The organism is Campylobacter sp. TJR-1 (genome assembly GCF_032840035.1).
Classification (GTDB): domain Bacteria; phylum Campylobacterota; class Campylobacteria; order Campylobacterales; family Campylobacteraceae; genus Campylobacter; species Campylobacter fetus.
Window position 1 is genome coordinate 231,779 of the sequence record NZ_JAWIZX010000003.1, and the last position, 25,115, is coordinate 256,893.

General features: G+C 34.1%; 26 protein-coding genes and 2 pseudogenes. 8 read left to right on the forward strand and 20 right to left on the reverse strand.

From position 1 onward, the window contains the following. The first annotated feature begins 72 nt into the window (after positions 1–72). Positions 73–1,877: pseudogene (locus RVY88_RS04525) on the forward strand (PhoX family protein). Positions 1,878–1,940: 63 nt separating this feature from the next. On the opposite strand, the gene RVY88_RS04530 reads toward RVY88_RS04525, so the two are convergent. Beyond that, positions 1,941–2,426, reverse strand: a complete 486-nt coding sequence (locus RVY88_RS04530) for a flavodoxin domain-containing protein (protein WP_002849410.1) — start codon at positions 2,424–2,426, stop codon at positions 1,941–1,943. A gap of 449 nt (positions 2,427–2,875) precedes the next feature. Here RVY88_RS04530 and RVY88_RS04535 point away from each other — a divergent pair, with 449 nt between their 5' ends. Then, entirely contained in the window at positions 2,876–3,850 is a 975-nt protein-coding gene (locus RVY88_RS04535) for a Bug family tripartite tricarboxylate transporter substrate binding protein (RefSeq protein WP_111738192.1), read from the forward strand. Continuing rightward, a complete protein-coding gene (locus tag RVY88_RS04540; RefSeq protein ID WP_011731997.1) occupies positions 3,847–4,290 on the forward strand; it encodes a tripartite tricarboxylate transporter TctB family protein in 444 nt (147 codons plus the stop codon). The genes RVY88_RS04535 and RVY88_RS04540 overlap by 4 nt, the downstream gene beginning before the upstream one ends. A gap of 43 nt (positions 4,291–4,333) precedes the next feature. On the opposite strand, the gene RVY88_RS04545 is transcribed toward RVY88_RS04540, so the two are convergent. Beyond that, on the reverse strand, positions 4,334–4,474 hold the full coding sequence (locus tag RVY88_RS04545) for a hypothetical protein (RefSeq protein ID WP_201030509.1): 141 nt from the start codon (positions 4,472–4,474) through the stop codon (positions 4,334–4,336). An 8-nt stretch (positions 4,475–4,482) separates the two neighbouring features. On the opposite strand from RVY88_RS04545, the gene RVY88_RS04550 reads away from it, so the two are divergent. Then, positions 4,483–4,824, forward strand: a complete 342-nt coding sequence (locus tag RVY88_RS04550; RefSeq protein ID WP_024305505.1) for a tripartite tricarboxylate transporter permease — start codon at positions 4,483–4,485, stop codon at positions 4,822–4,824. 96 nt (positions 4,825–4,920) lie between these two features. Then, complete coding sequence (locus tag RVY88_RS04555) at positions 4,921–5,169, forward strand: hypothetical protein (protein WP_202930996.1); 249 nt, start codon at positions 4,921–4,923, stop codon at positions 5,167–5,169. 72 nt (positions 5,170–5,241) lie between these two features. On the opposite strand, the gene RVY88_RS04560 is transcribed toward RVY88_RS04555, so the two are convergent. From RVY88_RS04560 to hcp, 13 genes and pseudogenes are all read right to left on the reverse strand, one after another. Further along, positions 5,242–5,793 (reverse strand): 2-oxoacid:acceptor oxidoreductase family protein, encoded by a 552-nt coding sequence (locus tag RVY88_RS04560; RefSeq protein ID WP_002849421.1) that lies wholly within the window; start codon positions 5,791–5,793, stop codon positions 5,242–5,244. Then, complete coding sequence (locus RVY88_RS04565) at positions 5,790–6,635, reverse strand: 2-oxoglutarate ferredoxin oxidoreductase subunit beta (RefSeq protein WP_011731998.1); 846 nt, start codon at positions 6,633–6,635, stop codon at positions 5,790–5,792. The genes RVY88_RS04560 and RVY88_RS04565 overlap by 4 nt, the downstream gene beginning before the upstream one ends. A gap of 1 nt (position 6,636) precedes the next feature. After that, on the reverse strand, positions 6,637–7,758 hold the full coding sequence (locus RVY88_RS04570) for a 2-oxoglutarate synthase subunit alpha (RefSeq protein ID WP_002849423.1): 1,122 nt from the start codon (positions 7,756–7,758) through the stop codon (positions 6,637–6,639). A gap of 11 nt (positions 7,759–7,769) precedes the next feature. Further along, the gene (locus RVY88_RS04575) at positions 7,770–8,078 is read right to left on the reverse strand and encodes a 4Fe-4S binding protein (RefSeq protein ID WP_035148099.1); all 309 of its coding nucleotides are present in this window, start codon (positions 8,076–8,078) and stop codon (positions 7,770–7,772) included. 9 nt (positions 8,079–8,087) lie between these two features. Further along, complete coding sequence (gene sucD, locus RVY88_RS04580; protein ID WP_002849426.1) at positions 8,088–8,960, reverse strand: succinate--CoA ligase subunit alpha; 873 nt, start codon at positions 8,958–8,960, stop codon at positions 8,088–8,090. Positions 8,961–8,969: 9 nt separating this feature from the next. Then, positions 8,970–10,127 carry an ADP-forming succinate--CoA ligase subunit beta gene (gene sucC, locus RVY88_RS04585; protein WP_162167459.1) on the reverse strand — a complete coding sequence of 386 codons (1,158 nt, stop codon included), beginning with the start codon at positions 10,125–10,127 and terminating at the stop codon, positions 8,970–8,972. A gap of 94 nt (positions 10,128–10,221) precedes the next feature. Next, entirely contained in the window at positions 10,222–11,160 is a 939-nt protein-coding gene (locus RVY88_RS04590; protein WP_251148881.1) for a lactate/malate family dehydrogenase, read from the reverse strand. Beyond that, entirely contained in the window at positions 11,144–13,336 is a 2,193-nt protein-coding gene (locus RVY88_RS04595) for an NADP-dependent isocitrate dehydrogenase (RefSeq protein ID WP_251147334.1), read from the reverse strand. Before RVY88_RS04595 ends, RVY88_RS04590 begins: the two co-directional genes overlap by 17 nt. 186 nt (positions 13,337–13,522) lie before the next feature. Next, entirely contained in the window at positions 13,523–14,485 is a 963-nt protein-coding gene (locus RVY88_RS04600; RefSeq protein ID WP_189376024.1) for an SLAC1 anion channel family protein, read from the reverse strand. Between the two features lie 149 nt (positions 14,486–14,634). Beyond that, positions 14,635–15,252 carry an HAD family hydrolase gene (locus RVY88_RS04605; RefSeq protein ID WP_162167461.1) on the reverse strand — a complete coding sequence of 206 codons (618 nt, stop codon included), beginning with the start codon at positions 15,250–15,252 and terminating at the stop codon, positions 14,635–14,637. Continuing rightward, positions 15,245–15,568 carry a hypothetical protein gene (locus RVY88_RS04610; protein ID WP_002849434.1) on the reverse strand — a complete coding sequence of 108 codons (324 nt, stop codon included), beginning with the start codon at positions 15,566–15,568 and terminating at the stop codon, positions 15,245–15,247. Before RVY88_RS04610 ends, RVY88_RS04605 begins: the two co-directional genes overlap by 8 nt. A 170-nt stretch (positions 15,569–15,738) precedes the next feature. Further along, the gene (locus tag RVY88_RS04615) at positions 15,739–17,169 is read right to left on the reverse strand and encodes an NAD-dependent succinate-semialdehyde dehydrogenase (RefSeq protein ID WP_162167462.1); all 1,431 of its coding nucleotides are present in this window, start codon (positions 17,167–17,169) and stop codon (positions 15,739–15,741) included. 119 nt (positions 17,170–17,288) lie between these two features. After that, a pseudogene (gene hcp / locus RVY88_RS04620) lies at positions 17,289–18,624 on the reverse strand (hydroxylamine reductase). Positions 18,625–18,880: 256 nt separating this feature from the next. Between hcp and RVY88_RS04625 the strand changes: the two are divergent. From RVY88_RS04625 to cysK, 3 genes are read left to right on the forward strand one after another with little or no spacing between them, the layout of a single operon-like run. Further along, entirely contained in the window at positions 18,881–20,152 is a 1,272-nt protein-coding gene (locus tag RVY88_RS04625; RefSeq protein ID WP_002849439.1) for an O-acetylhomoserine aminocarboxypropyltransferase/cysteine synthase family protein, read from the forward strand. Further along, positions 20,149–20,562, forward strand: coding sequence for an RrF2 family transcriptional regulator (locus tag RVY88_RS04630; RefSeq protein ID WP_023385119.1), 414 nt, complete (start codon positions 20,149–20,151; stop codon positions 20,560–20,562). The genes RVY88_RS04625 and RVY88_RS04630 overlap by 4 nt, the downstream gene beginning before the upstream one ends. A 10-nt stretch (positions 20,563–20,572) precedes the next feature. Next, the gene (cysK, locus tag RVY88_RS04635; RefSeq protein WP_162167463.1) at positions 20,573–21,487 is read left to right on the forward strand and encodes a cysteine synthase A; all 915 of its coding nucleotides are present in this window, start codon (positions 20,573–20,575) and stop codon (positions 21,485–21,487) included. On the opposite strand, the gene acpS is transcribed toward cysK, so the two are convergent. The 5 genes from acpS to RVY88_RS04660 form a co-directional block, all read right to left on the reverse strand. Further along, positions 21,484–21,831 carry a holo-ACP synthase gene (gene acpS / locus RVY88_RS04640; RefSeq protein ID WP_002849445.1) on the reverse strand — a complete coding sequence of 116 codons (348 nt, stop codon included), beginning with the start codon at positions 21,829–21,831 and terminating at the stop codon, positions 21,484–21,486. The genes cysK and acpS overlap by 4 nt on opposite strands. Further along, a complete protein-coding gene (gene fliL / locus RVY88_RS04645) occupies positions 21,828–22,355 on the reverse strand; it encodes a flagellar basal body-associated protein FliL (protein WP_002849449.1) in 528 nt (175 codons plus the stop codon). The genes acpS and fliL overlap by 4 nt, the downstream gene beginning before the upstream one ends. Positions 22,356–22,428: 73 nt before the next feature. Then, positions 22,429–23,295, reverse strand: a complete 867-nt coding sequence (locus tag RVY88_RS04650) for a fumarylacetoacetate hydrolase family protein (protein WP_002849451.1) — start codon at positions 23,293–23,295, stop codon at positions 22,429–22,431. Next, entirely contained in the window at positions 23,296–24,459 is a 1,164-nt protein-coding gene (locus RVY88_RS04655; protein ID WP_011732003.1) for an aspartate aminotransferase family protein, read from the reverse strand. Positions 24,460–24,461: 2 nt separating this feature from the next. Continuing rightward, entirely contained in the window at positions 24,462–25,085 is a 624-nt protein-coding gene (locus RVY88_RS04660; protein ID WP_010399559.1) for a trimeric intracellular cation channel family protein, read from the reverse strand. Positions 25,086–25,115: the final 30 nt, after the last annotated feature.

The window sequence follows — 25,115 nt, forward strand, 5'->3', positions numbered from 1 at the left end:
TTTATAAAATGTAGCTATTTTGTTTCCAATTCATGTTAAATTTTAATTATATTAAATTTAAAAGGAAACAAAATGCAAAGGCGAAATGTATTGAAGTTGGGTAGTTTAGCTTGTATGGGTGGATTTTTTGCAAATCCTCTTTTAAGCGCACCTTCAAAAAATCTAATAAATTTCGATTCTGTTCCTATTAGCACGGATGATGATTTTAAAGCCCCCAAAGGTTGCAAAGCAAAAGTTTTGATCAAATGGGGCGATAAAATGTTTAGTAAAGCAAAAAGTTTCGATGAAAATAAAAATATAGATAAAATTTATGCTGAAAATGCAAATTTGGTATTTGGAGACAACGCTGATGGTCAAAAATATTTTTCGGTAAATGACTCAACAGAAGGTATTTTGGTAACAAATAACGAATACGTAAATCCTGAGCTAATGTTCAATCACAACGGCAACCAAATGAGTGCAAATGATATCATATATCAACAAAATAGTCTTGGGATAAGTATTATAGATATAAAAAGAGATAATTCAAATTTATATGAGTTTGTTATAGACGGCAAACATAACCGCAGGATAACAATGAGCACTCCTATGCTCATAACCGGTGTTGTAAAAGGAGATGATAGCGTAAAAACAAATAATGATCCAAAAGGAGAAATCGTGTTCGGTACGCTAAATAACTGCGGATGCGGAAAAACTCCATGGGGAACATATCTTACTTGCGAAGAGAATTTCGATGATTTTTTCGGCTCTAAAGACAGTTTGTTTGAGCCCAACAAAAGCTTCAAAAGATATGGTATAAAAACAAAAGGAGATGTTTATAAATGGCATCTTTTTGATGATAGATTTGACATAAAAATTACTCCGAATGAGCCAAATAGATTTGGCTGGATAGTAGAAATAGATCCGTTTGATCCAAACTCAATGCCTAAAACGAACAGCCCTTGGTAGATTTAAACATGAAAACTGTGAGATAGTAGTCGATAAAACGGGTAACGTAGTGGCTTATAGCGGAGACGACGAAAATAATGAATTTGTTTATAAATTTATAGCAAGAGATAAATTTAATTATCAAAATATGAAAGCAAATAGAGATATTTTAGAATTCGGCACGCTTTACGTGGCTAAATTTGAAGGAGAATTTGGAGATTTTAAAGGCAAATTAAAATGGATAGAGCTAAGTATGGGGAAGAACGGGCTTACCAAAGAAAATGGTTTCATATTGCAAGCTGATATACTTATAAGAGCTAGAGAAGCAGCGAGTTTTGTAGGTGCTACTACTATGGATAGGTGTGAGTGGATAAGCAAAGATCCAAATTCAGAATTTTTGTATGCTACTTTCACAAATAATAAAATAAGACAAACACCAGACGCGGCAAATCCACGCGCTTATAATAAATGCGGTCAAATTTTAAAATGGAAACCAACTGGTCAAAATCATGCTAGCAACGAGTTTATCTGGGAAATATTTGTTCTAGCAGGAAACCCAAAAGTTAAAAATAATTTATATAAAGGTAGTAATAATATAAATATAAATAATATGTTTAACTCTCCGGACGGACTTAGTTTTGATAGAGACGGAGGACTTTGGATAGCAGGATGGCGACTATTCAAACAGTGCAGATTATGAAGATATGGGAAACAACCAACTTTTATGCGCAGATCCGTATACTCAAGAGATCAAGAGATTTGCAACAGGGCCGATAGCTTGTGAGATTACAGGAATTACTTTTAGCGATGATTATAAAACCATGTTTGTAAGCGTACAGCATCCAGGAGAAGGACTAAAAGGTTCACATTTTCCAAAGAGAGAAGATAAAACACCAAAATCATCTGTAATAATAATAGTAAAAGAAGATGGCGGAATTATCGGTTCATAAATAAATTTATCACTATAAAATTGTGTGTTGGACAAGCCAGCACACAGCAAAACGAGTTGTGATTTAAAACTCGTTTTTCACACTATCGACCCATTTATCAGCTCTTGCTTTCCAATTTGGATCATTTTTAAAGTCTATTGAAGCTCCGATGAATTTACCGTTTATAAATGATAACGAATGGCTAAATTTATATCCGTCAACTTGACTAGAGCCAACTAGTTTGGCTCCGCGGATAAGCGGTAAAAACTCTACTAAACCGTCTAAAAACGTAGATCCGTGCTTAACTTGACCGCCTACTCCGACTAAAGCTATGGTTTTTCCATTAAAATCAGCTTCGGCAACTAGTCCGAGTTTAGCTTTAAAATCTTTTTGAAGCTCACCATGACCATGAGTAGAAGCTGCAAATATAAATTTATCAAATTTAGTGAAAAAATCGGCCGTTAAATCAGTAGCATTAATAATTTCACTATCAAATTTACTAGCTATATACTCAGCAACTTCTTTTGTATCGCCTTGATTTGAGCCATAAATTACGCCTATCTTTGACATCTACTATCCTTAAAATAAAATTATTTTATGATTATATCTAATTAAGATAAAAAATGTGCTTAAAAAATTATATCTTTTAGTTAAATTTATTTAACATAAATAAATACGATATATATTTCAATCTCAATAAGTGTTTCCATATGAAACACTTATAATATAGATATTAAAATAATAAAACCATAAAAATATATTTTTAAATTTATTTTTATTATTTCAGATAAATTTAAAATTATACTATGTGTATTTTTGAAAAAATATACAATATATAACAACATATCGATAAATATATGCACAATTATTTTATGTTAAAGCTTATATTTTTTATATAATAAAATTATTTTTTACCGAATTTATGCTAAAAAACTTAAATAATAAATCTTATTTTATCAAACTTATTATATTTATTTATATGTTATAATCCTTGAAAATCAAAAAATAAGGAATTAATTATGAAAAAATCTGTGAAACTTGCTTTTAGCGCTGTCGTTATACTTAGTTTAGCAAATTCTCTACAAGCATTTGAACCTAAAAAACCTACTTGTTTAGCACCGGCAAAACCGGGAGAAGGATTTGATCTCACCTGCAAAATCGCAGCCAACTCTTTTGCTGCAACACATCTGCTAAACAAACCTATGATAGTAAATTTTATACCCGGAGGAGTCGGAGCCGTAGCGTATAATCACGTAATAGGTCAAAAACCAAACGACGGAGATGTTATAGTAGCATTTAATTCTGGTTCTGCTTTAAATATAGCTCAGGGAAAATTCGGAAAATATAATGAAAATGCCGTAAAATGGCTTGCTGATATTGGAGCTGATTATGGAGCTATAGTCGTAAAATCAGATTCAAAATGGCAAAATTTCAAAGATATGTTAGAAGATCTAAAAAAAGATCCGAAAGGCTTTGCTATAGGATCAGGAGGCTCAGTAGGAAGTCAAGACTGGTTGTCTATACTTATAGCCAAAACCGCCGGTATAAATCCGCAAGATATGAAATACGTAGCATTTGAAGGTAGAGAAGAGAGTTTGACTGCTCTTTTAGGAGGACGTATTCAAATTTATTCAGGAGGTATATCTGAGCTTTCGGGGCAGTTAGATTCTGGAAAATACAGAGTTTTAGCTGTTCTATCAGATCAGAGACTTGATGGTAAATTTAAAGATATCCAAACAGCAAAAGAACAAGGATATGACGTAGTTTGGAGTACTTGGAGAGGATATTATATGGGACCAAAAGTTAGTAATGCACAGTACAATTTTTGGGTAGAAAAATTAAAAGAACTATCGCAAACCGATGAATTTAAAAAAGAACGCGACCTTGGAGGTTTGCAGCCTTTTACTATGATAGGTTCGGAGTTTGACCATTTTGTCAAAAGCGAAGTCGCTAAATTTAGAAATATGGCGCGCGAGGCTGGGCTTGCAAAATGACAGAAAGATTATTTGGAGTATTTTTATTTTGTACAGGAATATTTGTCATTTATGGTGCGATGAGCTTCAATGTAGCATTTTCATATGATCCTCTTGGTCCTAAAACTTTTCCTATGCTGCTTGGAATCTTGCTTAGTATATTGTCCGTTTTTATAATTATCGGACCAAATAAAGCGGAATTTGCAAATTTATCTATAAATTTAAAACTCATATATCTGGTTACGCTTATAGTTTTATATCAATTAAGCTTTGATTTTTTAGGATTTTTATTTGCAACTTTTATACTAGTTAGTTTGATATCTAAAATATTTAAAGCTAAGAATATAGAGGCGGCGATATGCGGAATTTTGATCAGCATTACCGTTTATTTGGTATTTAAAGAAGTTTTGGATATTCCGCTACCTACCGGCGTAATTTTTGAAAATATTTTAGGAGAATAGATAAAAATTTATCTCTTTTAGGAGACGTATTTAGCGTAGCTTTTCAGACTTTAAATTTATTTTTAGTATTTCTTGGAGCTATGCTAGAAACTCTTTTTGGGTCTCTTCCCAGGCTAGTTCCTATCAACGGAGTCGCTATACTGCTACCTATAACATATATTTTTAGGTCTTCTGGTCGAATCATCTCTTATTATGCTATGTGGGTTATACTATGGAGCTGAGTTCGGCGGTAGGATTTTAAGCATACCTTTAAACGTACTGGGGGACGCCGGAGCGGTATTTACGACTCTTGACGGGTATCGTATGGCAAAAAATGGTTTTGCGGATCCAGCTTTAGCTATATCTGGAATCGCATCTTTTATAAGTGGTAGCATAGCAGTGATAGGGCTTACTTTTTTTACCTCTATACTTTCTAGTATAGCTATACGTATAAAAAGCTTAACCGGAGTTATCATAGGGATTCTTATAGCTGTAGTCGGTGTAGATTCTACTACTGGAATATTAAGATTTACATTTAATGAGCCTGAGCTATGATACCTATATACTTCGGGTACCGTACTGGGTATTAGTTTATTAGCTCTTACTGGCGTATACTCTGCAAATGCCAGCTCATTTGCTCTTTTATTATCTATGATACTAGGTGTTTTTGGATATTTCTTAAGAGAACTTAACTTTTATATGGCGACTACTATACTTGGATATGTATTATGCGGTATTATGGAAGATAGCTTAAGAAGAGCTTTTGCTATAAGCGGTGGAAAAATAGATATATTTTTTAAAGGAGAGATAAACTTGGCTTTATGGCTGCTGGTCGCTATAGTTATATTTACCCCATTTACAGCTAAAATAATTTCTAAAAAATATAAGTTAAAAAGGTAAATAAATGTAGATCCAAAGCCCAGAAAAAGAGCTTTGGATTTTTAAATTTATTATTTATAAATTTAAAATATATTAAAGACACTTTGAAGCGTAAGCCATACCGAGATCATACGCTTTATTATTTGCTTCTTTAACTTTATCGGGAACCGTGCTTAACATCTCTTTACGTACGATTTCTGCATCCATAACGCCTGTAAATTTTACAGCAACACCTAAAGCAACGACGCTTTGAGTGATAACATTTCCGACTTCATCTTTAGCGATAGAAATAATAGGAATTTCATATATTTTCCAGCGTTTTTTATCTTCTTCACTAGGCTTTACTAAATTCGGTTCTACTACGATTATACCGCCCTCTTTCACACCACTTTTAAAAGTATCGTAACTATTTTGCGCAGTAGCTAGCATAAACTGTATTTCGCCTTCATTTGCATAAGGATATCTTATCTCCTCATCACTAAGAATGATATCAACTTTTGTTGGACCGCCACGCACTTGTGAAGTATAGGTAGAAGCTTTTACTCCATATCCGCCCGCTTCTATTTTCGCCGCTGAGAGAATCTCTCCAGCTAGTATAACACCTTGTCCGCCTACTCCGACAAATCTTAACTCTGCTGAACTCATTTTATCTCCTCAAAGTTGATTTTTGTTTTGTTTTGAGCAGCTTCTATAACTTTTTCATAAGCTTTGCAGTACTCTATATGACTATCGTCTTTATGAAGCACGCCGGTTGGAAATTTGCCTAGTTTTTCTTCATCGCTTAGTGCGTCAAACTTAGTTTTAGAAACAGTTCTACCGTCTATCCAGTTTATAGTCTGAGTAGCTTCGCCCATCTTATTTTTTCTACCCAAATTTATATGGCAGTTTGAGAAAATATCAAAGAAGCTATAACCTTCATGTTTAAATCCTTCAACTAAAAGTTTTTCAATTCTTGATGGATTTATAACAGTTTCACGACCAACAAACGTAGCTCCGGCCGCGGTTGCAAGCTTTGCAGCGTCAAAATTCGGATCTATATTTCCCCATTGAGCAGTAACAGTCCAAAATCCTTGTGGAGTTGTAGGACTTGTTTGAGAGTTTGTAAGACCGTAGATAAAGTTATTTATTAATATATGGTTTATATCTATATTTCTTCTACATCCATGAATTGTATGGTTGCCACCTATCGCAAGTCCATCGCCATCACCGGTTACAACGATTACATGCTTTTCTGGATTTGCTAGTTTTATACCTGTCGCATAAGCGATGGCGCGACCGTGAGTAGTATGAACCGTGTTGCAATTTACATAGCTTGAAAATCTACCGGAGCAACCTATACCGCTTACTACGCATACATCATCCATATTCCAACCCATAGTGTCTATAGCCCTTATAACGCTTTTTAAAATTACACCGTCTCCACAACCCCAGCACCAAAGTGTTGGCATTTTATTTGTTCTTAAATAATTATCATAGTTAAAAGCCATTTTAAAACTCCTTAACTTTATTTATAATTTCAGTTGGACTTATCGGACGTCCGTTTGCTTTAAGGAGAGTTTTAAAATCATCTCTTAAGCTGCATCTTTGTATTTCACCTAAATATTGACCCATGTTCAATTCTGCCACTAAAATCTTTTTAAATTTAGAACAAACTTCTTTTAGCTTCGCTTCCGGGCTTGGCCATATAGTTATAGGTCTGAATATTCCGACTTTTACACCATCTTCTCTTAATTTATCGACAGCTTCCTTAGCAGCAAGACTTACGCTTCCATAACAAATAACACATATTTCTGCATCATCTAGCTTATATTCTTCATAATTTAATACTTCATCTAAGTGAGCATGTATCTTATTAAATAATCTTTTTATATTATAATCGACCATTTTTCCATCTTCGGTAGGAAATCCAGTAGGTCCGTGATGAAGTCCGGTTATGTGATATCTATATCCTTTAAAAAATGAATTTAAAGTAGCAGGTTCATCAGCCGCAGCTTCATAAGGATTATAATCTTTTGGATCACCTTTAAACTCGCGTCTAGGTTCTATTTTTAAATCTGCTATATCTGGAACATTAGCTTTACCTTGCATATGACCTATAGTTTCATCAAGTAGCAAGAAAACAGGAGTGCTAAAACGATTAGCAAGATTAAAGGCTCTTACGGTTTCTGTATAAATTTCGCTTAAACTTCCAGGAGCTACTGCAATAGAGCAATAATCGCCATGGCTAGGAGTTTTGGCTTGTAAAATATCTCCTTGAGCAACGCGAGTCGGAAGTCCGGTCGATGGCCCGCCACGCATAACATTTGCTATAACAAGCGGAACTTCAGCTATAAAGCCAAGACCAATTTGCTCGGATTTTAAAGAAATTCCAGGACCTGAGCTAGCAGTCATTGCTTTAGCACCACTCATACTAGCACCAAGAGCTACGGAAACTCCGGCTATCTCATCTTCCATTTGTATAAATTTACCGCCTTTTTTAGGTAGTAAAACACTAAGTTCATGTGCAATTTCACTTGATGGAGTTATCGGATATCCGCCAAAAAAATTACAGCCACATTCCACAGCAGCACGCGCCGCAAGTGAATTTCCTGTCGTGATTAATTCTCTCATTTTTGCTATCCTTATTTAAGTTTCCTAAAGTGATTTGCTTTAACAGCAACTGCTCTTTCTTTAGCTTCTGGGCTAATTTTTGCAAATTTAAAACCCTTTTCAGCCACATAGATAGCAAAGTCTGGACAATGGAGCTCACAATCTCTACATCCTATACAGGATTCTGGATGAACTACTTCTATCATCATTCCTTGTACTGCATGAATATCTTCTTTCATGCCCAAAACTCCTGCCGGGCAGTAACTAACACAAATGTCGCAGGCTTTACACCTGCTTTCATCTACCCAAACAGCTATACCGACTGGTTGTTCTATCATCATATTCTCCTATTAGCCTATTAATTCTTTTATTTTTTTACCTATGTGTGCTGGGCTAGCTACTACATGAGCTCCCGCGGCACTTAAGGCTTTCATTTTTCCGGCTGCCGTTGAATCTTCTCCGCTTATAATAGCGCCTGCATGCCCCATTCTTTTGCCTTTTGGAGCGCTTTGACCTGCTATAAAAGCTACAACCGGTTTTTTCATATTTTTTATAATGTTGCAAGCTTCTATTTCTAAACTTCCACCGATTTCGCCTATCATAACAATAGCTTTTGTATCAGGGTCATTCTCAAACATAGGTAAAAGCTCACTATAAGTTAATCCTATAACGCTATCTCCGCCGATACCAACAGCAGTAGATATACCATAACCTTCACTTAAAATTTGGTTTGCTCCTTCATAAGTAAGTGTTCCAGACTTTGATATAAGCCCTATATTTACACCTGCTCGCTTAAAAACCATAGCGGGCATTATACCTAATTTTGCTTGATCAGCGCTTATAATTCCGGGGCAGTTTGGACCTATTAATTTCATACCTTTTTTATTTGCATAATTCTTAGCTTCTAGCATATCTCTAACTGGAGTATGCTCGGTTATAACTACTGCTAACTCTATACCAGCATCGGCGGCTTCTATTATACTAGCTGCAACAAACTTAGCAGGGACAAATATCAAACTAACTGTTGCATTAGTTGATTTTACAGCCTCTACAACAGTATCGAATACAGGTTTTCCAAGATGTATCATACCGCCTTTAAATGGAGTAACGCCACCAACTATATTTGTGCCGTAAGCCAAACACTGCTCAGCATGAAAAGTAGCCTCTTTTCCTGTAAATCCTTGAACTATAACTTTTGTATTTTTATCTACCAATATACTCATACTATCCCCTTACTTGTTTGCTAATTCAACAGACATCTTAGCACCACTTTCTATATCAGGTGCAGAGATGATATTTGTTATATTTGCTTGTTTTAATATCTCCGCAGCTTCTTTTGCATTTGTTCCATCTAGTCTTACTATGACAGGTACTTCTACTTTGGTTAATTTTGTAGCCTCTAAAATACCATTTGCAATGCGGTCGCATCTTACTATTCCACCAAATATATTTACAAATATAGATTTTACATTTTTATCTCTCAAGATAATTTCAAAAGCTTTTGCTACGGTTTGCGGATTAGCACCGCCACCCACGTCAAGGAAATTAGCTGGTTTTCCGCCTACGCCGTTGATAGTGTCCATAGTACCCATAGCTAGTCCGGCACCATTTACCATGCAGCCGATATTTCCATCTAGCTTTACATAGCTTAGACCATAGGTTTTTGCCTCAAGTTCACTAGGCTCTTCTTCATCGATATCACGCATATTTGCTATTTTTTCTTGTCTAAATAGAGCTGAATCATCAAAGCCCATTTTTGCGTCAAGAGGTATTAAATCATTTTCTTTTGTTAAAACTAGAGGATTAATCTCTACTAAATTTGAATCAGTTTGCCAGTAAAGTCTATATAATTTAGATAAAAGCACATGAAGCTTAACACTCAAATCTTTATCTAAATTTAAAAAATCAGCAATAGCTAAAGAGTGGAAGTCTCTAAGCCCTATTTGAGGATCTATTCTTATAGTGATTATTTTATCATGATCTACTTCTTCTATATTCATACCGCCATCAGCTGATGCTATCACAGCTATACACTCGTTTATACGATCAAAGGTTAGACTTAGATAATACTCTTTGTCTATATTTGTTCCTTTTTCTATATATAGTTTTTTAACAAGTTTTCCCTCTGGTCCGGTCTGTTTAGTAACTAAAGTCATTCCTAAAATTTTACTCGCATACTCTTTTACTTCATCTAAGCTTTTTGTGATTTTTACACCACCACCTAGACCGCGACCTCCAGCGTGTATCTGAGCCTTCACAGCCCAAACAGAACCGCCGAGTTTTTTAGCCGCATTTAGTGCATCGTCTACACTAACTACCATAATGCCATCAGCGACGTTTATGCCAAAATCTCTTAAAAGCTCTTTGGCTTGAAACTCATGGATATTCATAGAACTCCTTTAACTTTAAATTTGTGTAAATTTAACTTAAAAAAGTTGATAAAAAAGACCTACTAAATAACTAAATTTACATTTTTATTTAATATTAATTTTTATTGTCACTGAAATAAATTTTATTTATGACCAATATAAATTCAGATATACTTTTATCCATAATTTTACTCTCTTCATTAGTTAAATTTAGATCAAAAATTTTTTGTACGCCGTTTTTGTTTAATTTAACCAGTCTTCCAGTCGGTATCAAATTTTCATCCAAAACCGAGCAACTAAGAGTTTCATCGTTGTAGTTTTGAATACATTCGCACATCTTAACAACTCCAGCCGCAGGTGCGTAGAATGCTGAAGTTCCCATTAGTTTAACTATATTTGAACCGCCGTTTTTTGTATTGAGTTTAATATCTTCAAAATATTTTTTAAACTCATCTTTGCATATTGATTGATTTTTAAATTTTATACTAGATTCAAGGCATATCATACTATTATTATGCATTCCAACACACTTACCAAAGCATTGTGCAACGTTTAAACCGAGTTTTTGCGACATATAATATCTAAAACGTGCACTATCTAACTCACCTGCCATTCCAATTACTTTATGGCGAGCAAATCCGCTTTCTTTAAAAGCAACATAAACCATGATATCAAGGGGATTAGTGACTACTATTATAATGGATTTAGGTGCAAATTTAGATACCATTTTTGAGCTATGAGATACTATTTTTGCGTTCATCATAGCTAAATCATCTCTGCTTTGTCCATCTTTTCTAGCAAATCCGGCTGTGATAACAACAATATCAAAATCTTTTAAAAGTTCATAATTATCACCACCAAAAATATCTATGTCTAAATTTAAAACAGCTGCCATCTGAGCCAAATCCATAGCTTTTGCAATTGCTAAATTTTTATTTATATCTATAAGTGTTACTTTTTTACACACTTTACGAGATATGAGCAAGCTTGCGCAGCTTGCTCCTACATTTCCAGCACCTATAATTGCTATTTTCAACTCATTTTCCAATTGCATTATTAAAATTTTTACTTGGGCGCATAATATCTGAAGCTAATTTATCATCAAATTTATAATAACCGCCAACATCTACTTTATGACCTTGAGAACCGTTTAATTCGTTTATTATCACATTTTTATTTTCATTTAACGCGTTTGCTATGTTAATAAACTTATCTTTTAGTTCACTTTTTGATAACTCGTCCGCCCAATATAATGAAAGATAAAAGTGACTTCCTCGATTATCGTTTTCACCTACATTTTTGCGAGGAGAATTATCATTTTTAAGATAACTTACGATAGCTTTATCAAGAGTATCGGCTAGAATTTTTGCCTCTTTTTTACCGCTTATGTTTGAAAGATGCTCTAGGCTTGCTCCAAGAGCCAAAAATTCACCCAAACTATCCCATCTAAGATGATTTTCTTCTATAAGTTGTCCGGCAATTTTTGGCGCACTTCCGCCGGCGCCGGTTTCAAAGAGTCCACCTCCGTTTAGTAAAGGCACGATAGATAACATTTTCGCACTAGTTCCTAGCTCAAGTATAGGGAAAAGATCGGTCAAATAATCTCTTAGTACATTTCCTGTCACGCTTATGGCATCTTTTCCGCTTCTAATTATAGATATACTTCTTTTTATAGCTTTTGTCGGCTCGGCTATACTTATATCTAAATTTGAAATATCATATTTTTTTAGCTCATCTGTTACGATTTGTATCATATTTGCATCGTGGGCACGGTTTTTATCTAACCAAAATATCGCCGGAGCATTGGTAGCTTTAGCTCTGCTTACGGCTAGCTTTATCCAGTCTTTTATAGCTTCGTCTTTAGCTTGCATAGCTCTAAATATATCACCATTTTCTACTTCAAATTCCATTTTTTCACCAGAATCCGAGCTAAGTATAAATTTGCCGCTCTCAGAAGCTATAAATGTTTTGTCGTGACTACCATACTCTTCTGCTTTTTTTGCCATAAGACCTACGTTTGAAACACTTCCTATAATTGCCGGATTTAATGCTCCGTTTACTTTTAAATCATCGATAGTTGCTTCATATATAGTAGCGTAAGTTCTATCTGGAATGACTGCTAAAGTATCTCTTGTTTTTCCCTCTTTATCCCACATTTTACCGCTATTTCTTATCATAGCAGGCATTGAAGCATCTATGATTACATCGCTTGGCACATGCAAATTTGTAATACCTTTATCACTATCTACCATAGCTAAATCTGGATTTTTTTGGATTATCTCTTGAAATTTAGAAAGTATTTTATCTTTTATAGGAAGATTTTCTATTTTACTAAATAAATCCTTTAAACCGTTATTTGCTATGATTCCGGCACTCTTGAGTTCACTTTCAAATTCACTGAAAATTTCTTCAAAAAATACCTTAACAAAATGACCAAAAATAACCGGATCGCTTACTTTCATCATAGTAGCTTTTAAGTGTACAGAGTATAAAAGTGAGCTATCTTTAGCATCTTGCATCGTACTATTTATGAACTCGTCAAGCTTTTTAACGCTCATAAATGTAGCGCTTATGATATCACCTTTACCTGCTTTTATATCGCTTTTTAATAGTTTTGTTTCTCCAAACTTATTTTGAAATTCTATTTTAAATTCACAACTATTTTTAGCTATTATAGACTTTTCATTGCCGTAAAAATCGCCGTCTTGCATATAAGCAACGCGAGTTTTTATACTAGAATCCCAAGCTCCGTTTTTATGAGGAAACTCTTTTGCGTATGCTTTTACAGCTCCGGCACACCTTCTATCTGAATTTCCCTCTCTAAGAACCGGATTTACGGCACTTCCTAAAACTCTTGCATATCTTGCTTTTATGCTCTCTTCTTTATCGTTTGTAGGATTTTCTATGTAATTTGGCACGGCATAACCTTTACTTTGAAGCTCAGCTATAGCAGCATTTAGTTGTGGAAGAGAGGCCGATATATTTGGAAGTTTTATAATGTTTGCAGATTTCTCTTTTGTCATTTCTCCAAGAATCTCAAGATAATTCGGTACTTTTTGATCATCGTTTAAATATTCGCTGAAATTTGCCAAAATCCTTCCCGATAAAGATATATCAACTGTTTGTATATCGATATTTGCTCTATTTAAAAACTCTTTAATCACTGGAAAAAGTGAAAACGTAGCAAGCGCGGGGGCTTCATCTGTGTAAGTGTAGATTATATCAGCCATTTTTATCCTTTATAATATAAATTTTTACAATTTTATCAAATATTTGGTTAATTTTTCTATCTTTTGGCTCATTTATTTTTTGAATTTATAAAAAATTAAGAAATTCGATATAATCATAACCAAATTTAAATTTAAGTATAAACTAGCATATAATTTTAAATAAAAATAAGCTAATATTTTTAAATTTTAAGTAAGATTTTGGAGTTCTAAGCTAAATACTCCTTTTAAAGTTCTATAAGTAAGCCAAAATATAGCTATAGTAAATGTAATCAAAAATACAACGCTTAAAATATCCAAATACAGCTCATTCAACTCAATTGCCATCTTGATAGTCGAGACTAAAAGTGCCGCCAATGGAAAACTCACTGCCCACCAAGTAACTCTAAAAGGACAACATTTTGTAGCATTTCTAAGTTTAGGAAGCATGGCAAAAAATAGAAACAATCCTATAAAATACAACCCTTTAGCAAATATATCTACATTTTTTACAACCTCTATATATGCAGAAAATCCAACGCTAAATGGAGCTAAAATTATCATTAGAGTAGGTATTAATTTATCTGGCATAGGCTCAGAAAACAGAAGTTTTGTTTTGATAATAACAAAGATAGGTATAGCAAAAAATAGACCTACGCCAAGAGCCGCTATAGAGACGTCATCTAAATAATTAAAATTAAATAAATTTTTTGCAAGAGGAATATCTAGCGTACCTACTACAGGTATCACCCATGCAGGAGTAACGTGCGATATATCTTGCGATTTACTAAGCCAAAAACTTACCATATATATGGCAAAACTTAGCATCAAAACAACTCCTGCTATCCATAATATAAAAGCAATTTTTGGAAAATATTCAAATATAACTATAGGAAGCAGTAAAATAGATATAATAAAAGTTCCAAAAAAGCTCTTTGTCATAGGATTTATAAACTCATCTTTAAAACTTTGAGTCTTATATATCATCTTTATAGCGTAACATATACTTAAAATAATAAAATCCAAAACGGCTAACAAAGCTAAAATATCAGCCATAAATCCATTAAATCCAAAATGAAAAGCGGCTAATTTCCAGCCTATACTAAGTCCGCAAAGCCCCATAACAGAACCAAATAAGCTAACAGGAAGATACGAAAAATAAGATTTATCCATAAAAATCCCTTCAAATTTAAAACTATATAAAATTATATTTTTAAAATTTAAAAATATAAAAACACGGCATTTAGCGGGTGAGTAGAAATATTTTCTAAATTTAAAATTCAATTTTACCTATAAATTTAAAACAGATAGCAAAATAAAAATTAACGCAAAATCCTCATAACTTCGGTAGCGTTTCGGCAATTTACCGCACCTTTTATTATCTCGTTTCGCCCCCAAAGAACTTGTATATAATCCATTTTAGCATTTTTCGATGCTAAGTAATCTTTGGCACTATCTCCTACAAAAACACATTCACATTTAAAAGAATCTCTGATAAGATTTAGCATTGTAGGATCTGGTTTTTGAGGAATTTCTTTATTTGAACCGACAATCATATCGAAACTATCCAAAATTCCACAATTTTTAAGAATGCTTTCTATGGTAGCATGTGGAGCGTTCGTGGCTACTGCGAGTTTGTAATCCAAATTCTTGCAGCTGCTTACGACTTTCATCGCCTCTTCATAAACGGTTGCATAAAGCATATAATTTTTATCAAATTCCTCTTCAAAAATATGTCTCATATTTCCACTAGCTTGCTCTATCCCGTAAAACTCTTTTATAGGATTTTTAAGCGGATCATTTATAGTTTTTATTATAAACTCAGCATCTAAGGGCGTCATATTTAGCTCTTTTCTGATATAGTTTATAGTGTAATATATAGCCTTTTTGCTATCTATGAGCGTCGCATCCATGTCAAAAATTACACATTTATTACTCATCGTAGTTTCCTTTTTTATGTTTTTCTTTTTTGTAGTTTCTGGAGTTTTTTAGCTTATCTAAATTGTTTGCGGCTTTTAAAAGCTCTGTTTTATCATGTGAGTTTAGAGCAAAATTCACAAATTCACAAAGTGACTTCGTATATGGTTGATCAAGATATGCCGGCTCGATTTTTTCTAAAATTTGAGTGTTTTTCTTTACTAAAATATCAAATTTAGTAGTATCGAAATCTTCTCTTTTGAGATTTCTTATCACTAATTTAGCAAACTTTTCAAGTGCTCTTAAATATCTTACTCTTTTAAATTTATCATCATTCATAATATTTCCAAAAAGCTAAATTTATAAAAATTATATCAAAACAAAACTAAAATTATAGGTACATTCAATATTCTAAAGAAATATTTTGAATTCTAACATACCATAAATTTATCGATTTTTATCTAGGCGCATCATAAAAGCAAATAAAGTTGAGGTCTCATAAAAATAGACTATAAATTTAAACAGATGTATTTTTGCTCCGTATATTCGTCCATACCATATCTGCTTCCCTCGCGCCCAAGCCCGCTAAACTTCACACCGCCAAAAGGAGCTACTTCGTTGCTGATGAGTCCGGTATTTACGCCAACCATTCCGTACTCTAGGCTTTCGGACATATTCCATTGCCTTTTTGGATCATTCGTAAAAATATAGCTAGCAAGCCCAAAGTCAGTATCGTTTGCCACTTCTATCGCCTCTTCGTCGCTCTGAAATTTAAAAACCGGACAAAGCGGTCCAAATGTCTCTTCGCGCGCTACTAGCATATCTTTAGTCGCGCCGCTTAGCAAAGTCGGTTCAAAAAAAGTTCCTCCAAGCGAGCTTCTTTTACCGCCGCTTAAGCATTTAGCTCCTTTTTTTAAAGCGTCGTTTATATGCTCTTCCACTTTTTTAAGAGCATTTTCATCGATAAGCGGTCCTTGATTTACTCCATTTTCTAGCCCGTTTCCTAGTTTTAAGCTTTTTATAGCGATATTTAATTTAGCACAAAACTCGTCGTAAATACCGCTTTGAGCATATATTCTATTTGCGCAAACGCAAGTCTGGCCGCTATTTCTAAATTTACTAGCCATTACTCCATCTACTGCTTTATCCAAATTTGCATCATTAAATACAATAAACGGAGCATTTCCGCCTAGCTCAAGGCTAAGTTTTTTGATAGTTTTCGCGCTTTTTTCATAAATTTTTATACCTACTTCGGTTGACCCAGTGAAGCTTATCTTTCTTATGATTTTTGAGTTTGCAAACGCCGTGCTCATCATATCAGCGTCCCCGCTAACGATAACAAATAGATCTTTTGGGATACCTGCAGTGTAAGCCAAACTTGCCAAAGCGTAAGCACTAAGCGGTGTTTGACTAGCCGGTTTTACTATCATAGAGCACCCTGCTCCAAGTGCCGGAGCTGCTTTTCTAGTTATCATAGCAGAAGGAAAATTCCAAGGAGTTATCGCAGCGCAAACGCCTATGGGCTGTTTTATCACGAGAAGTTTTTCATCTTTTTTAACACTCGTTAAGATATCGCCGTCATTTCTTAAAGCCTGCGCGGCGAACCATTTTATAAAACTAGCCGCGTATGCTATCTCACCGCTGGCTTCGTTAAAACTTTTTCCTTGCTCTAAAGTCATAAGTCTGGCTAAATTTGCCCTATTTTGCATGACTAGTTCATACCATTTCATCAGTATATCGCTGCGAAAACTAGCTAAAGCAGAAGACCAGCTTTTAAAAGCTAAATTTGCGTTTTGGATGATATCTGCTAGGCTTGCTTCATCAGTCTTTTTGACATAAGCTAGGATTTCTTTAGTAGCTGGATTTGTAACTTTTATACTATCATCAATAGCCGTCAAACTAATATTTTCATGATTTAAAAGATACTTGACTTGCTCCATTTTATCTCCTTAAATTTAAAAAGATTCTAACAAAACAAGTCTGATACGCGCATAAATTTAAAAAATTGATTTTTTAAATTTAATTTCCAAATTCACTCATCAAATTTACCTACTTAAATTTACTTGCCAAGATATTTCATCAGATCGGCTTTAGCGTCACCACTTATCAAACCTATATTAAATTTATCCACCAAGAAATTTAATATCTCTTCGTTTATGAACTCCGGCAAAGTCGGTCCGATATGGATATTTTTTACTCCAAGATATAAAAGCGCAAGAAGTATAATGATCGCTTTTTGCTCCATCCACATAAGTGAGATAGTTATCGGTAAATCATTTATAGCTATACTAGTTGCCTCGCTTAGTGCAGTAGCGATTTTAACCGCTCCGTTACTGTCATTGCACTGACCAAGGTCTAAGTAGCGCGGTATTTTCGTACCTTCTATATATCCAAAATCAACGTCGTTAAATCTAAATTTACCGCAGCTCGAAGTCAAGATCACGCAATCTTTTGGTAAAGATAAAGCCAACTCTCTATAATAATTTCTACTATTTCCTGGCGCGTCACACCCTGCGATCACGAAAAATCTTCTTAATTTTACCGCAATTAAGTGCTTCTAAAATCTCTGTCGCCATAGGTAAAACCGCTTTATAGTGATGTCCTGTTACTATGAAATCATCGCTATCAAATCCGCTTATCTCAGGCAGACTTAAAGCTTTTTGTATAAGCGGACTAAAGTCATCGCCGTTTATGTGCGTTACGCCCTTGCTTCCAGCTATATCATAACCGAATAATCTATCTGCATACTCACAGTTTTTGCGAAGCGGCACGATACAATTAGTAGTCATCAAAATAGCGCCTTTAAACTCGTTAAAAAGTTTAGTTTGATCAAACCACGCTTTACCTAAATTTCCTTTTAAATGGCTAAATTTATTTAGCTCAGGATAAGCGTGAGCAGGAAGCATTTCTGAGTGAGTATAGATATTTATGCCTTTACCAGCAGTTTGTTCAAGCAGAGCTTTTAAAGCATGAAGATTATGTCCGCTTACTAAGATAGCTTTGCCGTTTGCTTTATTTTGCGTAACTTTTACCGGAGTCGGCACACCGAATTTAGTAGTATGAGCGCCGCTTAAAGCGTCCATGACTTCTACTCCGGCTTTTCCTACTTCTAAAAGCTGAGCTATATGTTCATCAAAGTTGAAGTTCATATTCGTAAGCGTAAAATACAGCGTTTTAGATATGATATCATCTACTTTTTTCGTATCTGCACCAAGCTCGTTTGCATGGTGGCGATACGCACTCATACCTTTTAAACCAAATATCATCATATCTTGAAGTCTAGCTAACGTGCTATCTTTACCGCAAGTTCCGCTATCTTGACCCTTACTTCCACAACCTCCGAGGGCGCTCATTTGACACTGATGACAAAACATTTCTAATTCTTGCTTGCTCATTTTGTTCCTTCTTAAATTTATAATGGTGCATTTTGAAATTGTAGAAAAATTTAATACTATTTCTGTTGATATTTGTCAATATAAATAATATACCATATAGATATTATAAATAGATACTATATTAGTAAATAAATAATTTAATAGCGATATAATAAGATTCATAATAAAACATATATAATTTATACTTATATGCTTGACATTAGTAAAATTTTTTGATAAAATTAAAATATCAAATAAAATTTAAAAGGATTTTTGTATGCAAAAAGAAACCCTAGCAACACACTTTGGCTATAACTCAAAAGATGGACACGGTACAATGGCTGTGCCGATTTACCAGAGTACGGCATATGATTTTGGTAGTTGTGAAACTGCGGCAAATAGATTTGCTTTAAAAGAGCTTGGCCAAATTTACTCTCGTTTAACAAACCCTACACTAGACGTATTTGAAGCTAGAATAGCAGCTCTAGAAGGCGCAAAAGCAGCTATAAGCACTTCTAGCGGTCAAGCAGCGATATTTTACTCTATAGCTAACCTCGCAGAAGCTGGGGATAATATCATAGTGGCACAAAAAATTTACGGAGGAGCTACAACTCTTTTAACTCATACTATAAAAAGATTTGGTATAAAAGCAAAGATATTTGATTCAGATAATGCCGATGACTTAGAAGCACTTATAGATGATAAAACAAAAGCTATATTTTTTGAAACTCTTTCAAATCCTCAAATCGCTATTTCAAATGTAGATAAAATAGTACAAATAGCAAATCGCCACAATGTGATAACGATAGCCGATAATACGGTTGCGACACCTATTTTATTCAATCCGTTAAAAAAAGGCGTTGACGTAGTAGTCCATAGTGCTAGCAAATACATAAGTGGTCAAGGTTTAAGCGTAGCCGGGGCAATAGCAAGCAGAGACGGATTAAACGATAAGTTAGTAGGCAATCCGAGATATGCTCATTTCAACACTCCAGATGAGAGTTATCATGGACTTGTTTATTCGGATTTAAAAGGAATGTTTGATCTATTTACGTTAAGAATAAGATTAAGTCTATTAAGAGATATAGGAGCTACTCTTTCGGCATTTAACGCATTTCAACTTATACAGGGTTTAGAAACTCTTAGCATAAGGATAAAAGAGCATTCAAAAAATGCGCTTAAAGTAGCTGAGTTTTTAGAAAAGCATCCAAAAGTAAAAAGCGTAAATTATCCAGGTCTTGCTAGCTCGAAGTTAAACTCATACGTAAAAGCAAATTTCACAGACGGTCTTGCTAGTGGATTGCTTAGTTTTGATGTAGGAGATGGCAAAACTGCTGCAAAAATACTAAATAACGTAAAAATATTTAGCGTAGTTGTAAATATAGGCGATAGCAAATCAATAATAACACATCCTGCTAGCACTACTCATCAGCAGCTAAGCAAAAAAGAGCTTGAAGATGCTGGAGTAAGCGAGGGACTTATCAGACTTAGCATAGGTCTTGAAAATGCCGATGATCTGATCAATGATTTAAAAGAGGCGATGCAATGAGCTTACTAAGTACTAAAGGCGTGTATGGGCTAATGTCAATGTTTGAAATATCAAAAGGAGACCAAAAAAATCCGGTCTCTCTTAAAGACATATCTCAAAATATAGGTGTATCAAAAAACTATTTAGAACAAGTTTTAAACACCCTAAGAAATGCCGGTTTTGTAAGTAGTATAAAAGGGCTTAAGGGTGGTTACTTTTTAAATAAAACTTTAGATGAGATAACTTTTTACGATATTTTTTATGCTTTAGAAAATGATTTTGGGCTAACTTCTTTAAATGTAGAACATAGTTCATATAATCTATTTTTTAAAGAGTATAATGAAAAACTCACAGAACTTTTTTCAAAACCGCTAAGCAGCTTTAAAGAGTATCAAAGTCAAGCTAAAAAATATTTGAACTATGTGATTTAAGGAGAAATTAATGAAAATTGCAAACAATGTAACTGAGCTTATTGGCAATACTCCGTTAGTTAGAATAAATAAATTTGGAAATGATGCAACTATTTTAGCAAAATGTGAGTTTTTAAACCCAAGCCATTCAGTAAAAGATAGAATAGCTCTTAATATGATAAGAGTAGGTATGAGCGAAGGAAAGATAAACAAAAATAGCGTTATCATCGAACCTACTAGTGGGAATACAGGTGTTGGTCTAGCTATGGTCTGCGCTCAATTAGGACTTAAAATGATACTAACTATGCCAAGCTCAATGAGTTTAGAGCGTCAAAAACTGCTAAAAGCATTCGGTGCGAATCTTGTATTAACAGATCCTAAATACGGTATGCAAGGAGCTGTTAATGAAGCTATAAAAATAGCCAACGAAACCGAAAATAGCTTCATCCCAAGTCAATTTGACAATCCAGCAAATCCTGCTATGCACAAAAACACAACCGCAATAGAAATACTAAACGATACCAACGGCAAGGTAGATATACTTGTAGCTGGATTTGGCACAGGCGGCACGGTAAGCGGTATAGCAGAGGTATTAAGAGCAAAAAATCCTAACGTAAAGATTATAGCAGTAGAACCTGAGAAATCACCTCTTTTAAGCAAAGGAGAAGCAGGACCTCACGCCATACAAGGTATAGGTGCAAACTTTATCCCAAAAAATTTGAACAGAGACGTTATCGATGAGTTTTTTACCGTATCGAATGAAGATGCTATAGCTACGGCAAAAGCATTAGCTCAAAATGAAGGTCTTTTAGTCGGAGTTTCTAGCGGTGCAAATGTATATGCTGCAAAAGAAGTGGCAAAAAGAGCTGAAAACCACGGTAGAACGATAGTAACCATACTTTGCGATACTGGAGAGAGATATCTATCAACTACATTGTATGATTAATTTTCTACTATCACGGCTGCGATGGCAAATCCGCCATCGTGCGTGATACTTAAACTTGTATTTTTTATATTAAACTTTTTTACTATATTTTCGTTAAACTTTAGCTTCGGTGCGCCTTTTTTATCTTTATAAATTTCAATATCTAAAAAGCTAAGTTCAGCACCAATTCCGCAACCCAAAGCTTTGCTAGCAGCCTCTTTAGCTGCCCAAATACCTGCTAAGCTTGCATCGTTTTTGACTAAAGCAACTTCACTAGATAGCAAAAACTTATATATAAATTTACTTTTAAATTTAGATTTAGCAGATGTTACTCTGTCTATTTTGACTATATCTATACCTATCATTGTACGATAAAATCAGTAAAATATACATTTTTTATATATCCGTCTCTTAGTATCTCATTTATCTTAGTTACCAACTCATCTTTCAAACGCTCTTTACCTTTTGAAGTACTAACATCTTCATAAGTTTTTGAAGATAAAGTTCTTATGATAATATCTCTAATAAGAGGTTTTTTCTTATCTATTTCAGGACTTAAAGTCTGTTCGCTAAGCTCTAAATTTAAAGTAGTTTTTAGAAATCTAGAACCGCTTTCGCTAAGTAAATTTACTAAAAACTGATCCATAGGATACATTGGACCAACATTAAAAAAGTCATTTGAACGCTGCTTTGGACTCGGAGCTGCTTGCTGTTGGGTGCTGTTTGGAGCTTGATTTGCTTCCATTTTTTGCTCAGAACTGCTTCCTACTAACATAAATGCTACTAAAGCACCGATAATAAGTAAAAATACAAGAACTCCAACGATAGCTATAAGAACTACCGGACTTTTTTTACTTCCGCCCTCTGTTGTTTTAGCTTCATCTGCCATAATTTTCCTTTTTTTAGTTTTTTTAATGCTTAATTATAAATAATTTTTAATAAAATTAAAATTATTTTACACTCTATTTTACAATATTAGTTAAAGTTCCGATACCTTCTATATAACATTCAACCATATCTTGAGTCTTTAAGTATTTTGGCGGAGTAAATCCCATACCTACACCGCTCGGAGTGCCTAAAGATATTATGCTGCCGGCTTTTATTGTCATTCCCTTACTAAGATCGCTTAAAACATAATTTATATCAAATATCATTTTATTAGTATTTGAACTTTGACGAAGTTCTCCATTTATACGAGATTCTATTTTCAAATTTGCAACATCTAAATCAGTCACTATCCAAGGACCCATAAGAGTTGCCCCATCAAGACTTTTGCCATAGTACCATTGCTTATATCTATTTTGTATATCTCTTGAACTGATATCGTTTAAAATAGTATAACCAAATATATATTTATTTACTTCATCCGGACTTATGTTTTTAGCGTCTTTGCCGACTATGGCTGCTAATTCAACTTCATAATCAAGAGTACTGGTTATATCGTTATGGGACTCTATAAAACCGCCGTCTCCTACTATCTCGTTTGCTCTTTTTGAAAAATAAACCGGATACTCTCTTTTTCCATCAAACTCAATTTTTTTAAATTTATAAGACTCTACAGCATGCTCCATAAAATTTATACCAAGACAGATTATATCTTGCAAAGGAAAAATTATAGGAGATCTTTTTACCGTATTTTCATATTTTATACCGCCTATTTCATGACTTAAACTCTCTAATCTTGTTTTTTCATCATTATTTAAAGTAAGAATGAGTTCATTCATATCTTTTTTATATATATTTGCTTTAGATATATCTATTACGCTGCCATCGGCACCTAATACTGCTAAGATATCTTTACCGTTTAAATTATGTGTTAAAAGCTTCATTTATCTTTCCAAATTTAGTTCGTTTAAGGCATTTTTTAATCTTTTAAAACCTTTTTTTATCTCTTTTTTACTGATATTTAAAGGCGGTAAAAACCTCAATGTATCTTTACCGGATTTTAGCACAAGAACCCTTTTTTCTAAGGCTTTATTGAACACTGATGCTAAATTTTCAGGATTTTTTAATATAAGTCCTTGCATAAGACCTAGTCCTACTCTGCTTCTAAAAACATCGCTATAGTTGCTAACAAGCTCATCTAAATTATTTTTGAACTCTTTTATGGCTTCGTCTAATTTTCCGCTTTTTTTAAGTTTTTTCATCTCTTTTAAAACGGTGATCCCGGCGCTCATCGCTAAAAAATTTCCACCAAACGTACTTCCATGATCTCCGGCTTTAAAAATATCTTTTTTACTAGCGCACGCTCCTATACTAACGCCGCCTCCAAGACCTTTTGCAAAAGTTATGATATCTGGAGTTACGCCATAAATTTGACTAGTTACAAACTCACCAGTTCTATATACTCCGCATTGAACTTCATCTGTGATAAATAGTATATTTCGCTCTTTTAAAATTTGAGCTAATTTTTGTATTTCGGCTATATTTAGAGGATTTATACCGCCCTCGCCTTGTACAAGCTCGACCATAACAGCAACTGTTTTATCATTAAGATTTTCTATAATTTCATCTATAGTATTAAAAAATTTAAAAGCATCTGGATACGGAGCGAAATCCTTTGAATGAAATTTTTCTTGTCCGGTAAGCTTGAGCGTAGCAATTGTTCTGCCGTGAAATGAGTTGCCAAGAGTTATGATTTCGTATTTCTTCTCTTCAAATGAATTTCCGTACTTTCTAGCTAATTTTATAGCACACTCGTTTGCTTCAGCTCCGGAATTTGCAAAAAATAGATAGTACGGCTCTCCAAGTAGATCGCACATCTTATCAGCAAGCTTTTCTTGAGGTTTTATTTTATATATATTTGAAGTATGCAGAAGTGTTTTTGCTTGATTTTTTATAGTTTTTGCTAATTTTTTATTACTATGACCAAGCGAACATACCCCAATACCACTTCCAAAATCTACATAATCTTTTCCGTCAAGACTCCATAAAATAGCGCCCTTACCTTTTTTAAATCCTAAATCAACTCTAGCATAATTTCCCATCAACATAACTACTCCTTATAATAAATTTGCGGCAAATTCCATTTTCTGTAGTAAGCACAGAGTCTAAAAATAACACCTAAGGCGAACAGAGCCATTATCCAATATATATTAGTAAGACCGTATAAACTCATAAAATAATAGATCAAGCCTATGCTCATGCTAATAGTTCCATAAAGCCCGGTTTTTAAAAACCAAGGAACTTCATTTAAAAGTACGTCTCTTAAAATACCACCGCCAACACCGTTGCAAAAAGCCACCATAACAACGCCAAATACGTTTAGTCCATACTCGAGCGAAACTATAGCTCCAACTATAGAAAAGCTTATCACATCAACGGCGTCGGTCATTATAAATATAAATTTTTTCTCAAGATCGTTTCTATTTTCGCGGTGAAATTTAAGAAATATAGCTATAAACATCACTCCTATCACAATTAAAACCGGCATATGGTGCGTAAATGAATAAGCCGGACGTCCAACTATAACATCTCTCATAAGTCCGCCGCCTAGAGCCGTTAAAAACGCTGCGAGAAATACGCCAAGCCAGTCACAGCCTCTTTTTATACCAAACAAAAATCCGCTCAAAGCAGCAGAGGCTATACCTATATACTCTGCTAATAAAAAAGCTTCCATCTGCCTACTTTTTAATTTATTTTAAATTTT

What these genes read in the sequence shown, in the direction of transcription:
- RVY88_RS04660 (WP_010399559.1), bottom strand. Translation starts at nt 25,085, where the DNA reads ATGGAAGCTTTTTTATTAGCAGAGTATATAGGTATAGCCTCTGCTGCT.
- RVY88_RS04590 (WP_251148881.1), bottom strand. Translation starts at nt 11,160, where the DNA reads ATGCAATTGGAAAATGAGTTGAAAATAGCAATTATAGGTGCTGGAAAT.
- RVY88_RS04545 (WP_201030509.1), bottom strand. Translation starts at nt 4,474, where the DNA reads ATGATTCGACCAGAAGACCTAAAAATATATGTTATAGGTAGCAGTATA.
- cysK (WP_162167463.1), top strand. Translation starts at nt 20,573, where the DNA reads ATGAAAATTGCAAACAATGTAACTGAGCTTATTGGCAATACTCCGTTA.
- RVY88_RS04560 (WP_002849421.1), bottom strand. Translation starts at nt 5,793, where the DNA reads ATGAGTTCAGCAGAGTTAAGATTTGTCGGAGTAGGCGGACAAGGTGTT.
- RVY88_RS04650 (WP_002849451.1), bottom strand. Translation starts at nt 23,295, where the DNA reads ATGAAGCTTTTAACACATAATTTAAACGGTAAAGATATCTTAGCAGTA.
- RVY88_RS04540 (WP_011731997.1), top strand. Translation starts at nt 3,847, where the DNA reads ATGACAGAAAGATTATTTGGAGTATTTTTATTTTGTACAGGAATATTT.
- RVY88_RS04595 (WP_251147334.1), bottom strand. Translation starts at nt 13,336, where the DNA reads ATGGCTGATATAATCTACACTTACACAGATGAAGCCCCCGCGCTTGCT.
- RVY88_RS04570 (WP_002849423.1), bottom strand. Translation starts at nt 7,758, where the DNA reads ATGAGAGAATTAATCACGACAGGAAATTCACTTGCGGCGCGTGCTGCT.
- RVY88_RS04605 (WP_162167461.1), bottom strand. Translation starts at nt 15,252, where the DNA reads ATGAGTAATAAATGTGTAATTTTTGACATGGATGCGACGCTCATAGAT.
- RVY88_RS04535 (WP_111738192.1), top strand. Translation starts at nt 2,876, where the DNA reads ATGAAAAAATCTGTGAAACTTGCTTTTAGCGCTGTCGTTATACTTAGT.
- RVY88_RS04610 (WP_002849434.1), bottom strand. Translation starts at nt 15,568, where the DNA reads ATGAATGATGATAAATTTAAAAGAGTAAGATATTTAAGAGCACTTGAA.
- RVY88_RS04575 (WP_035148099.1), bottom strand. Translation starts at nt 8,078, where the DNA reads ATGATGATAGAACAACCAGTCGGTATAGCTGTTTGGGTAGATGAAAGC.
- RVY88_RS04600 (WP_189376024.1), bottom strand. Translation starts at nt 14,485, where the DNA reads ATGGATAAATCTTATTTTTCGTATCTTCCTGTTAGCTTATTTGGTTCT.
- acpS (WP_002849445.1), bottom strand. Translation starts at nt 21,831, where the DNA reads ATGATAGGTATAGATATAGTCAAAATAGACAGAGTAACATCTGCTAAA.
- RVY88_RS04565 (WP_011731998.1), bottom strand. Translation starts at nt 6,635, where the DNA reads ATGGCTTTTAACTATGATAATTATTTAAGAACAAATAAAATGCCAACA.
- RVY88_RS04655 (WP_011732003.1), bottom strand. Translation starts at nt 24,459, where the DNA reads ATGTTGATGGGAAATTATGCTAGAGTTGATTTAGGATTTAAAAAAGGT.
- fliL (WP_002849449.1), bottom strand. Translation starts at nt 22,355, where the DNA reads ATGGCAGATGAAGCTAAAACAACAGAGGGCGGAAGTAAAAAAAGTCCG.
- sucD (WP_002849426.1), bottom strand. Translation starts at nt 8,960, where the DNA reads ATGAGTATATTGGTAGATAAAAATACAAAAGTTATAGTTCAAGGATTT.
- RVY88_RS04630 (WP_023385119.1), top strand. Translation starts at nt 20,149, where the DNA reads ATGAGCTTACTAAGTACTAAAGGCGTGTATGGGCTAATGTCAATGTTT.
- RVY88_RS04530 (WP_002849410.1), bottom strand. Translation starts at nt 2,426, where the DNA reads ATGTCAAAGATAGGCGTAATTTATGGCTCAAATCAAGGCGATACAAAA.
- RVY88_RS04555 (WP_202930996.1), top strand. Translation starts at nt 4,921, where the DNA reads ATGATACTAGGTGTTTTTGGATATTTCTTAAGAGAACTTAACTTTTAT.
- RVY88_RS04615 (WP_162167462.1), bottom strand. Translation starts at nt 17,169, where the DNA reads ATGGAGCAAGTCAAGTATCTTTTAAATCATGAAAATATTAGTTTGACG.
- sucC (WP_162167459.1), bottom strand. Translation starts at nt 10,127, where the DNA reads ATGAATATCCATGAGTTTCAAGCCAAAGAGCTTTTAAGAGATTTTGGC.
- RVY88_RS04625 (WP_002849439.1), top strand. Translation starts at nt 18,881, where the DNA reads ATGCAAAAAGAAACCCTAGCAACACACTTTGGCTATAACTCAAAAGAT.
- RVY88_RS04550 (WP_024305505.1), top strand. Translation starts at nt 4,483, where the DNA reads ATGCTATGTGGGTTATACTATGGAGCTGAGTTCGGCGGTAGGATTTTA.